The 11,309-nt window shown below is 72.0% G+C and carries 9 protein-coding genes; 6 read left to right on the top strand and 3 right to left on the bottom strand.

Translation table 11 applies throughout. The features are described from left to right. The coding region (gene alaS, locus MET9862_RS19760) for an alanine--tRNA ligase (RefSeq protein ID WP_142584600.1) at positions 1 to 2,282 on the bottom strand (2,282 nt) is incomplete at its 3' end. 251 nt (positions 2,283 to 2,533) lie between these two features. On the opposite strand from alaS, the gene MET9862_RS19755 reads away from it, so the two are divergent. From MET9862_RS19755 to MET9862_RS19735, 5 genes are all read left to right on the top strand, one after another. Beyond that, entirely contained in the window at positions 2,534 to 3,706 is a 1,173-nt protein-coding gene (locus tag MET9862_RS19755; RefSeq protein ID WP_142584599.1) for a transglycosylase SLT domain-containing protein, read from the top strand. A 197-nt stretch (positions 3,707 to 3,903) separates the two neighbouring features. After that, positions 3,904 to 4,443 carry a response regulator gene (locus tag MET9862_RS19750; protein ID WP_142584603.1) on the top strand — a complete coding sequence of 180 codons (540 nt, stop codon included), beginning with the start codon at positions 3,904 to 3,906 and terminating at the stop codon, positions 4,441 to 4,443. Positions 4,444 to 4,512: 69 nt separating this feature from the next. After that, positions 4,513 to 5,454 (top strand): transglutaminase family protein, encoded by a 942-nt coding sequence (locus tag MET9862_RS19745; RefSeq protein ID WP_142584598.1) that lies wholly within the window; start codon positions 4,513 to 4,515, stop codon positions 5,452 to 5,454. 53 nt (positions 5,455 to 5,507) lie between these two features. Beyond that, on the top strand, positions 5,508 to 6,326 hold the full coding sequence (locus MET9862_RS19740; protein ID WP_142584597.1) for a transglutaminase domain-containing protein: 819 nt from the start codon (positions 5,508 to 5,510) through the stop codon (positions 6,324 to 6,326). 170 nt (positions 6,327 to 6,496) lie between these two features. Continuing rightward, positions 6,497 to 7,159, top strand: coding sequence for a L,D-transpeptidase (locus tag MET9862_RS19735; protein WP_142584596.1), 663 nt, complete (start codon positions 6,497 to 6,499; stop codon positions 7,157 to 7,159). Positions 7,160 to 7,239: 80 nt separating this feature from the next. On the opposite strand, the gene MET9862_RS19730 is transcribed toward MET9862_RS19735, so the two are convergent. Next, the gene (locus MET9862_RS19730) at positions 7,240 to 7,539 is read right to left on the bottom strand and encodes a hypothetical protein (protein WP_142584595.1); all 300 of its coding nucleotides are present in this window, start codon (positions 7,537 to 7,539) and stop codon (positions 7,240 to 7,242) included. Positions 7,540 to 7,703: 164 nt separating this feature from the next. Then, the gene (locus tag MET9862_RS19725; protein WP_142584594.1) at positions 7,704 to 8,192 is read right to left on the bottom strand and encodes a phasin; all 489 of its coding nucleotides are present in this window, start codon (positions 8,190 to 8,192) and stop codon (positions 7,704 to 7,706) included. Between the two features lie 309 nt (positions 8,193 to 8,501). Between MET9862_RS19725 and MET9862_RS19720 the strand changes: the two genes are divergently transcribed. Next, on the top strand, positions 8,502 to 11,213 hold the full coding sequence (locus MET9862_RS19720; protein WP_142584593.1) for a sensor histidine kinase: 2,712 nt from the start codon (positions 8,502 to 8,504) through the stop codon (positions 11,211 to 11,213). The last annotated feature ends 96 nt before the right edge of the window (positions 11,214 to 11,309 follow it).

The raw sequence follows: 11,309 nt of genomic DNA, 5'->3' as shown, positions 1-11,309 counted from the left end.
TCGCGCTCCAGGCGCCGGCGGTCCTCCAGCAGGGCCGCGAGCCGGTCGGGCGCCTCGGCGACGGGCGCCTTGAGCAGGCCGGCGAGGGCGGCGAGCGAGCGGCCCTCCTCCGCGCGGTGGCGGCGCGCCGCATCCGCGGTCATCGCCTCGATGCGGCGCACGCCCGCACCCACAGCGCTCTCCCCGACGATGCTGATCAGGCCGATATCGCCGGTCTGCGTGACATGGGTGCCGCCGCACAGCTCGATGGAGAAGTTCGGCAGGCGCCCGCCCTCGGTCTCGGTGCCGGCCTCGTCCACGGGCCGGCCCATCGAGACCACGCGGACCTCGTCGCCGTATTTCTCGCCGAACAGGGCGCGGGCGCCGGACTCGATCGCCTCGTCCACCGCCATCAGCTTGGTCACGACGGGGGCGTTCTGCAGCAGCACCGCGTTGGCGATGTCCTCGACGCGCGCGAGCTCGGCCGCCTCGATCGGCTTCGGGTGGCTGATGTCGAAGCGCAGGCGCTCGGGCGCCACCAGCGAGCCCTTCTGCGCGACGTGGTCGCCGAGCACCTGGCGCAGGGCCTCGTGCAGCAGGTGGGTGGCCGAGTGGTTGGCGCGGATCGCCCGGCGGCGGGCATGGTCGACCTTCAGCTCCACGGCGCCGTCGCGGGCGAGGGTGCCCTCCTCCACCGTGACGTGGTGCACGAAGAGGTCGCCGAGCTTCTTCTCGGTGGCGGTGACGCGGGCGCGCAGGCCGGCGCCGGCAAGTCGCCCGGTATCGCCGACCTGCCCCCCCGATTCCGCGTAGAAGGGGGTCTGGTTCACCAGCATCAGGCCGCTCTCGCCGGCCTGCAGCGCCTCGACCTCGGCACCCTCGCGCAGCAGCGCGGTGACGACGCCCTCCGCGCCCTCGGTCTCGTAGCCGAGGAACTCGGTCGCCCCGACGCGGTCGCGCAGGGCGAACCAGACGGTCTCGGTCGCGGCCTCGCCCGAGCCCTTCCAGGCCTCGCGGGCGGCCTGCTTCTGGCGCTCCATCGCGGCCGTGAAGCCCTCGGTGTCGACGCCGATGCCGCGGGCCTTCAGCGCGTCCTGCGTCAGGTCGAGGGGGAAGCCGTAGGTGTCGTAGAGGGTGAAGGCGGTCTCGCCCGAGAGGCGGCCGCCCGCGCTGAGGTCGCGGCTCTCCGCGTCGAGGATCGCGAGGCCGCGCTCGAGGGTGCGGCGGAAGCGGGACTCCTCCAGGCGCAGCGTCTCGGAGATCAGGCTCTCGGCCCGCATCAGCTCGGGATAGGCCTGGCCCATCTCGCGCACCAGGGTCGGCACCAGGCGGTACATCATCGGCTCGCGCGAGCCGATCAGCTCGGCGTGGCGCATGGCGCGGCGCATGATCCGGCGCAGCACGTAGCCGCGGCCCTCGTTCGAGGGCAGCACCCCGTCCGCCACCAGGAAGGCGGAGGCGCGCAGATGGTCGGCGATCACGCGGTAGGAGGCGAGCGTCTTCGGATCGGGGGCGCGGCTCACCGCATGGGCGACGGCATCGATCAGCGCGCGGAACAGGTCGGTCTCGTAGTTCGAGTGCACGCCCTGCAGGATCGCCGCCATGCGCTCCAGGCCCATGCCGGTGTCGATGGACGGCCGCGGCAGGGCGAGGCGGTTGCTCGGCTCGATCTGCTCGTACTGCATGAAGACGAGGTTCCAGAACTCCAGGAAGCGGTCGCCATCCTCGTCAGGCGAGCCGGGCGGGCCGCCCTGCAGCGCCGGGCCCTGGTCGATGAAGATCTCCGAGCACGGACCGCAGGGGCCGGTATCGCCCATCTGCCAGAAATTGTCCGAGGTGCCGATGCGGATGATCTTCTCGTCGGGGAAGCCGGCGATCTTCTTCCACAGGCCCGCCGCCTCGTCGTCATCCGCATAGACGGTGACGAGCAGGCGGTCCGGCTTCAGGCCGAACTCCTTCGTGATGAGGGTCCAGGCCAGCTCGATCGCGCGGTCCTTGAAATAGTTGCCGAACGAGAAATTGCCCAGCATCTCGAAGAAGGTGTGGTGGCGCGCGGTATAGCCGACATTGTCGAGGTCGTTGTGCTTGCCGCCCGCGCGGACGCATTTCTGCGCCGTCGTCGCACGCTGGTAGGGCCGCTTCTCGACGCCGGTGAAGACGTTCTTGAACTGCACCATGCCGGCGTTCGTGAACATCAGGGTCGGGTCGTTCTTCGGCACCAGGCTCGAGGACGGCACCACCGCGTGGTCTGCCTTGGCGAAGTAGTCGAGGAAGGTCGACCGGATCTCGTTGACGCCGCTCATAGAGGACAGACTCTGCCTGGAACGTTCGTGTCGGTGCCGGGGGTCCCGGGGACGGGGCCTGGCCGCATTCCGGCCCTCTTAGCCGAGGGACGCCGCTCAAGTCACGGACAACCTGTCACCCCTCCGTCCACAGCTTGTGGGAGGCGTTTGCCACAGGATGGCCCCAACCGCGGCCGTGTTGTCGCCACATCTGTCAAGCCAGATCGGGATCACGGCGCCGTCAGCGGCGCGGGACGAGGATTTCGAGTCGCATGCAGGCCCGCCCGGACGGTACGTCGCGCAACGCCTCCAGCAAGAACGCCCGCCAGGCCCCCGGCCGCTTCGGCTCGGGCCCGGCCGATGCCCTGACCGCCCTGCCCCGGGTCGGCCGCGACCACGGCAGCCGCCCCGCCATCGCCCGCTCCCTCCTGTCGATGTCGCTGCTCGCCGGGGGCTTGAGCGCCGTGCTGATCGGCTCCGGGGCGGAGCTCGGCCGGATCGGCCTCGACCGTGCGGTCTCGACCGCCCAGGCCGCCACCGAGATCCCGATGCCGCGCCCGCGCCTCCAGACGGTCTCCCTCGTGCCGCAGGCCGTGGCGGACCCCGCTCCGCCCGCGGTGCTGCGCGCCTCCTCGGCCTTCGCCGCGGTGCACGATCTCGACACCGATCTCGGCTCCAACACCGTCGACCGGGTCTCGTACGACGTCCTGCTCTCCGAGAGCGCGGTGGGTGACCCGAACGAGGTGCTCGAATTCGGCCCGATGAAGATCCGGCGCCACCTCGTCCAGACCATCGTGCGCGCGGCCCAGGCGGTCCAGACCGATCCGGTGCTGCTGATGGCGGTGGCCGACAAGGAATCGAGCTTCATCACGGCCGTTCAGGCCAAGACCTCCTCGGCCACGGGTCTCTACCAGTTCATCGAGCGGACCTGGCTCGGCGTGGTCCGCGACTTCGGCGCGAAATACGGGCTGGAGAAGGACGCGGCCCTCGTCGTCGCCGACGGCAACGACAAGCCGAGCGTGACCGATCCGGCGGAGCGGGCCCGCATCCTGGAGATGCGGCGGGATCCCTACCTCTCCGCGCTGATGGCGGGCGAGATGCTGAAGCGCGACGCCGCCCGCATCGCCCTGCGCATCGGCCGCGAGCTGACCCTCGGCGAGGTCTATCTCGCCCACTTCCTCGGGCCGGACGACGCCGAGGAGTTCCTGGCCAAGGTCGTCGACAAGCCCGGTGCCGCCGCCGCGCAGCTCCTGCCGGGCCCGGCGCGGGCGAACCGCACCATCTTCTTCGCCGCGCAGCATGGAAGGCGCAAGAAGGCGGTCAGCCTCTCCGTCGCGCAGGTGCACGAGAAGTTCGAGGCGATGATGAGCACCCGCGGCGCCCGCTACCAGAACGTGCGCGCGGTCTCCGGCATGATGGCCTACGCGGACGCCGAGGCGCCGTAGCGACCGCTCTGCCGCCGGCGCTCGTCTCACGCGGGTTTCAGGGGCACGGAGCGCAACTGACGACGTTTTCCCGACTTCTCTCCACAAGCGCCGCGCGGGCGGCGTGACACCACGGCTTCCGGGGGGAGTTCTTGACGAAGGGGAACCGCGACGGCACCGGGCGGCGCGCGCCGCCGCTGGACACCCTGTCGCCCGGCGTGCCGCTCGATCAGATCGGCGAGACCCTCGCCTCGATCTACGACAGCCTGGTGGCCGAGGGCGTGCCGGAGCACCTTGCCGTGCTCGTGCGCCGCGTGCGCCAGGCCGAGCCCGAACCGGTGGCGGATGGCCGCGACGGCACGGAGGCATCCCGGGTGCCGCAGGACCGGATCGCCCTCATCGTCGAGGACGATCCGGAGCAGCGCGCCCTCGCCGAGGCGCTTCTGGAAGAGACCGAACTCGCGGTGATCGGCTGCGCCAGCGCCGAGGCCGCGCTCCGCCTGCTGCAGGACCGCGGCGGCGAGGTCGCCCTGGTCTTCGCCGACGTGCGCCTCGCCGGCGCCATGGACGGGCTGCAGCTCGCCCGCGCCGTCGCGACGCTTTGGCCGCGGGCGCGGCTCGTCCTCACCTCCGGCCACGGCCTCGACCGCCCGGACCTGCCGCCCGAGGCCGTGTTCATCCCCAAGCCCTGGCGCCCGCGCGACGTCCTGGCCGAGGCGCACCGCGCCGCGGGCGAGCCCCCGCCGCCGGTCGTCTGAGCGCCGCGCACCGACAGGCGCGGGACTTGCATCGACCCTCCCCGTCCCGATCCCGAGCCTCCGCCGCGCGTGCCGATCCTCTCCGTCCGCCACGTCACGACCTACCGCTACCGCCGGCCCGTGGCGTTCGGCGAGCACCGGCTCATGTTCCGGCCACGCGACAGCTACGACCAGCGGCTGATCGAGACGACCCTGGAGATCGAGCCCGAGCCGGCCTCGCTCCGCTGGATGTTCGACGTGTTCGGCAATTGCGTCGCCGTGGCCTCCTTCGACCGACGCGCCGAGACGCTCCGCTTCGTCTGCGGCATCACCCTCGACCACACGCCCGAGCATACCCCCGACTTCCCATTGGCCCCGCACGCGACCCATTACCCCTTCGGCTACGGCGCCGAGGACATGCCCGACCTCAGCCGCTCGATCGAGCGGCAATGGCCGGACCCGCGGCACGAGGTCGATGCCTGGGCGCGCAGCTTCATCCCGGCCACGGGACGGATCCCGACCCAGGAGCTGCTCGCCGACATGACCCGCAGCGTGCGCCGGAACTTCACCTACACGGCGCGCAGCGAGAAGGGCGTGCAGGACCCGCTGCACACGCTCCGGACCAAGTGCGGCTCGTGCCGCGACTTCGCGGTGCTGATGATGGAGGGCGTGCGGGCTCTCGGCATGGCTGCCCGTTTCGTCTCCGGCTACCTCTACAATCCGCGCAACGACCGGGATCGCCATGTGGGCGGCGGCTCGACCCATGCGTGGCTGCAGGTCTACCTGCCGGGCGCGGGCTGGGTGGAGTTCGATCCGACCAACGGCATCGTCGGCAACCGCGACCTGATCCGGGTCGCCGTGGCCCGGGATCCCCGTCAGGCCGTGCCGCTGCACGGCTCCTATTTCGGACTCGCCAGCGACGATCTCGGCATGCGCGTCGACGTCGAGGTGGTGGAGCTGCCCGAGAGCCCCCCCGGCCAGCACCCGCCCGAGGTGCCCTCCGTCGAACCGCCCCTCGCGGCCATCCGTTGAGCCGGGGCGAGTCACCCGTCCGGTCCTTCCTCTCGCAACACCCGGTGCACACCATGAAGATCAGGGCCGGCTTCAACATCGCCTTCGACGCGGCGCAGGCGACGCCGATGATCCTGATGCTGAGCGTCCATCCGTCGCGCATGCCGGACGTGCTGACCCCGCACGTGATCCGCTTCGATCCGCCGATCGAGGCGCACGAATACCAGGACCTGTTCGGCAATCTCTGCCACCGGATCGTCATGCCCCCCGGACCGCTGACCATCTCGGCCGATTTCACCGTGCAGGATTCCGGCGAGCCCGACTTGGTTGTGCCGGAGGCGCGCCAGATCCCGGTCCAGGACCTGCCCGACGATGTGCTCGTCTACCTGCTCGGCTCGCGCTACTGCGATACCGACAAGCTTTCGCAGACCGCCTGGTCGCTGTTCGGCACGGCGCCCGAGGGCTGGGCCCGTGTTCAGGCCATCGTCGACTACACCCATGACCGGATCCGCTTCGACTATCTGCGCGCCGATGCGACCCGGACCGCCCATGACGGCTTCATGCAGCGCGAGGGCGTCTGCCGCGACTTCGCGCATCTCGCCATCGCCTTCTGCCGCTGCATGAACATCCCGGCCCGTTACGCCACCGGCTATCTCGGCGATATCGGCGTGCCGCCGGTGCCGGACCCGATGGATTTCTCGGCCTGGTTCGAGGTGTTCCTCGACGGTCCGGACGGTCCGCGCTGGTACACGTTCGACGCCCGTCACAACCGGCCCCGCATCGGCCGCATCGTGATGGCGCGCGGGCGCGACGCCACCGACTGCGCCATCACCACCAATTTCGGCTCCGTCTATCTCGCCCGCTTCGACGTGCACACCGACGCGGTCGCCTGAACGGCGCGCGGCCGCGGTGGACAAGCGGTGGAGGCCCTGTGCGCGAAGACACCGAACTTACAGCCGAGCCTACGTATTCCTGAGCCGTCCAAAATCTTCGTCGGTCTGTGGAACCGGCGGCCTATGCCCACGCTTGTAATGGCAAAGGTTATTGCACAGGTAGGCTCCTCATGAAGACCTCCGCCTCCGCGCTCGCCGCGCTCCTCGGCGTCTGTGTTCTCTCCGCGTCTCCCGTCCTCGCCGCCACGGCCTACGATCCGTTTGGTTCGAGCGATGTGGAGGACTATTACGGCGACGACGCTCCCAGCTACGGCTACCAGGGCACGCCGAGCCGCGGCTACGCGCCGGGCTATGGCCAGGGCATGCAGGCGGCCCCGCAAGCGCAGGTCCAGCCGATCCCGCGCGAGATCGTCGCCTTCAACGCGCCCTACAAGCCCGGCACGATCGTGGTGTCGACCTCGGAGCGCCGGCTCTACTTCGTGATGCCCAACGGCGAGGCGATCCGCTACGGCGTCGGCGTCGGCCGGCCGGGCTTCACCTGGTCGGGCGTGAAGACCGTCACCGCCAAGAAGGAGTGGCCGTCGTGGGTGCCGCCGAAGGCGATGCTCGCCCGCCGCCCCGATCTGCCGCGCTACATGGCCGGCGGCATCGAGAACCCGCTCGGCGCCCGCGCCATGTATATCGGCAGCACCGAGTACCGCATTCACGGCTCCAACGAGCCGGACACCATCGGCCAGGCTGTGTCCTCGGGCTGCATCCGCATGACCAACGAGGACGTCACCGACCTCTACGACCGCGTGAAGGTCGGCGCGAAGGTCGTCGTCCTGAACTGATCATCCGGCGAGCCGGACGATGCGAAGCCGCGGAGCCCGTCGGGGCGCCGCGGCTTCGTCTGTTCCGGGCGGGTGCAGGCTCAGGGCACCACGCGGCCGACCGCCGTCTGCGGCGGGCTGAACGAGACCGCGGGCAGGTCGCAGAAGCAGCGCGCCCCGAGCGGCCGCGGGCCCGGCAGCGGGCAGGAGAAGGGCTGCAATCCGGTGATGCCCTGCTGCACGGCATCGCAGTTGAGGCCGACGGGGCGGCGCGGAGCCGGCCGGTAGGGCCGCTCCTCGTAGCCGCCGCGATAGGGCGCGTCGTAGTACTGCGCCTGCGCCGTCGCCAGGGATCCGGCGAGGCAGGCCGCCGCGAGGCCGAGGATGCCGATCTGCCGCATGGGGCGTTGAACTCCGTCTCAGGTCCGGACACGCGCCGGACCCGACCGTCTTCTCCCGTCAATGGGGGCGAAAACGAGACGGCCCGCCTCCGAGGGAGGCGGGCCGTCCGTATCGGTCCTGCGTGACTGCGGCCCGGCGGCGGGTGCCGCCGGCCCTGCGCGAATCAGTGCGTGGCCTTCTCGGCGGCGGCCTTGGCGTCGTCGGCGGTCTGCTGGGCCGAGCTCAGGCCCTGCTCGAAGGCCTTGCGGGTGTTGTCGGCACCTTCCTGCATCGCGCTCTTGGCGCGCTCGGCGCCCTGCTGCATCGCGCTCTGGGCGATGCCGCTGAACTCCTTGGCCTGGGCCTGGATCGCGGCGAACTGGCTGCGCACGAACTCGGCCTGATGCTGCATGGCCTCCTGGATGTCGCGCGAGCGGACGAGCTTCTGCGCGAGGTCGAAGGCGGCGTTGACGTTCTGCTCGGCGTACTCGAACCCGCGCGACGACACGTCCTGCGCGTTGGTGCGGGCGATGTCGGCCGAACCCTGGACCGTGTCGGCGGTGCGACGCGCCGCGCTGATGAAGCTGTCGAAGGCCTTGCGGGCCTGCTCGACGCTCTTCTCGGCGAAGTCGCGCATCTCGCCCGGCACCTCGTAATTCGGGATGTTGCTCATGTCGTCTCCTCTCATGCACCTGTTGCGCGGGACGCAAGCGTTTGTGCACTGCACAAGTAGCATGTGCGCCGCGAAATGCCACCCCCTGGACCGAGCCATTAAGGTTGACATGACGTAAACGTGTGACGCTGGATTGAACTGTCCAGCGGTCGCGGGCAGATCAGCTTACAGAAAGGGCTGCGGCAGAGTTCACTTTCACGCAGTCATGGTTTCCGCGCAAGGCCCGCCGCTCGGGCCGGCCCGCGGCGGTGCGAAGGCGGGAGCGTGAGCCGATTCCTCGGGATCGGGCAGGGTTCCGGATGGGACGGGATGGCCAAGGGCACGGGTTTGGACGACGCCTCTTGCAGTGCAGCATTGCCGGCCCCGGCCCTCGCGGCCTGGCAGGCGGATTCGGGCCTCGCTGCGGCTCTGGCCGATGCGGCTTCCATCCGTCTCGTGCTGGACTCGGACGGATCGCGGGTGCTCGACGCATCGGAGCCCGGCCGGCAGCTTCTCCGGCGGATCGGGCGGCCGGACGCGCTTCCCGCGCATCTGGCGGGACAGGTCCTGCGCGGCGCCGGCCCCACCCCGCGCCTGCTCCGCCTGCGCCTCGATCCGCGCGGCGTCGCCCCGCCGGCCCTTTGTCGTCTGGCGCGCGCCGAGGGGGAGGATGGACGCGCCGTCTTCCTGCTGGTCGTGGCCGGGCCGCTGCCGAATCTGCGCGCCCCCGCCATCCGGCAAGCGGATCTGGACCCGGATCCGGACCCGGTCGCGGAGGCGCCGCCCGTGAGCGCACCCGAACCGCCGCCCCTGCCCCTGCCCTTGCCGCAGCCCGGCAGCCGCTTCCTCTGGCGGACGGATGCGGCGGGCGCGCTGACGCAGATCTCCGACGGACAGGACGCCCTCGCGGACTTCGTCGGGCAGAGCTGGGAGGCCCTGGCACAAGCGGGCCGGGTCGGCGGCGCGGCCGAGGCGCTGCTGGCGGCGCTTGCCGCGCAGCGGACCTTCCGCGCGCTCGCACTCGACCTGCGAACGGGCACCGGCTCCAGCGTGAGCGCGGACCTCTCGGGCGCGCCCGTCGCCCCGGCCGGCCGGCCCTTCGTGGGATTCGGCGGCTTCGGGATCGTGCGCGCGGACTGCGAGGCGGGATCCGACGCGGCGCGTGACGCGGTGCGAGCGGAAGCGCCCCCTGCCCCGGCCGCGCCGGTCCCCGCCGCGGCGCTGGCGAGCGATCCGATCGCCCTCGCGACCATGGCGGCGCCGTTCTTCGCCGCCTGGATCGGGCAGACCTGGTTCGGAGAGCCGCGCCCGGCCCCCGCCGCCGACGCACCGGCCGACCCGCCGGCCCCGGAAGCCCTGGAGCCGGCCGCAAGCGCGGCGCCCGAACCGACCGACGCGCCGGTGCTCGCCGACGACCCGCTGCTGGCCGATGAGCCTGCGGCAGCGGATTCGCCCTTGGCGGCCCTGCCCGAGGCCGGGCTGTCGCTGACCGAGCACGATGCCTTCCGCGAGATCGCCCGTGCCCTCGGGGCCCGTTACGCAGGCGACGAGGAGCCGGAGGAGGCAGGTCCGGACGGGGCGTCAGAGGGGCGCTCGGAGGGCGCTTCGGTGACCTTCTTCCCCGGTGCGCGGCCGCTGGCCGAGACCGAGCCGGCCGCCCTCCTCGAAGGGATCCCGGGCGCCGTTCTGGTCTATCGCGGCAACGCGATTCTCGCCGCGAACCGCGCGCTCCTCGCGCTCGCGGGCTACGCCGATCTCGCCGCGCTCCAGGCGGCGGGGCCGGAGCGCCTGTTCCGCGGTCTGCCGCCCGAGCGCCATGCCGGGGCGGGTGAGGAGCCGGTGACGGTCGCGATCGAGGCCGCGGACGGCACGGGCCGGCCCGTCGCCGTCACCTGCGGGCGGATGGTCTGGCCGGGCGGCCCGGCTGCCTGCCTGCTCCTGCGCCCCGTATCCGCCGACGATCCGGAGGGACGCCACGCGGCGGAGGACCTCGCCCGCCGGGTCCGGGAGACCCGCGGCACCGACGCCCTCGCCGCCCTCGATGCGATCGACGACGGCGTCGCCATCCTGGACGGCGCCGGCCGCGTGCTCGGTCTCAACCGGGCGGCGTCCGCCCTGTTCGCCTGCGATCCGCGCGAGGTGGTGGGCGGGGCCTTCGGCGCCCTGTTCCCGCCCGAGGCGGTGCCGGCCGTGCAGGCCGTCCTCGACGGCCGGCCCGCGGACGGGAGCGTCACCCTCGCCGGCCGGACCCTCGCCCTGCGCATCGCCCCCCTGCCCGGCGACCGGCGCGCGGCCGTGCTGCGGGTGCCGGACCGGCCGGACGACGCGGGCGGCCTCCCGGCCCTGGCCAGCGGCTTCCTCGGCACCCTCGACCGGGGCATCCGCACGCCGCTCACCGGCATTCTCGGCTTCGCGGACGTGATCCTGAAGGAGCCCTACGGGCCGCTCGGCCATCCGCGCTACCGCGCCTATCTCCAGGACGTCCGGACCTCGGGCGAGCAGGTCCTCGGCCTCGTCACCGACCTCATCGACCTCGCCACGATCGAGGGGTTTGGCCTCCCCCTTGCCCGTGAGCCGCTGCCGCTCAACGAGCTGATCGCGGCCTGCGTCGCGGAGCTGCAGCCGGAGGCCGCCCGCAGCCGCATCGTGCTGCGCACCAGCTTCGGCGACGATCTTGCGCCCCTCGAGGCCGATCGGCCGACGATCGCCCGCGCCGTGCGCATCGTGATCGCCAACGCCATCCGCCTCAGCGGATTGGGCGGCCAGGTCATCGTCTCGACCACGATGGCCGAGGCGGGCACCGTCGCCTTGCGGGTGCGCGATACCGGTGCCGGTCTCAGCGCCGACGAGATCGCCGCCGCCCTCGAACCGTTCGCCGGCGCGGCCGCGGCGCGGCCGGAGATCGGCGGTGGCCTGGCGCTGCCGCTGATGCGGGCCCCCGTCGAGGCCAATGACGGCGCGCTGCACATCTCCAGCCGCAAGGACGAGGGCACCCTGGTCGAGATCCGGCTCCCCGCGACCCGCGCCGCCAAACGCGCCTGAATCCGGGATCCCAAAGGGATCATCCCTTTGGCGGGGGGCCGGGGCGGGGCCCCGGCTCGTGCTTCTCAGGCCAGGGCTCCGTCCTGGACCCGCGAG

Source organism: Methylobacterium symbioticum, assembly GCF_902141845.1.
GTDB lineage: Bacteria > Pseudomonadota > Alphaproteobacteria > Rhizobiales > Beijerinckiaceae > Methylobacterium > Methylobacterium symbioticum.
This window is presented reverse-complemented; position numbering and strand designations above follow the sequence as displayed.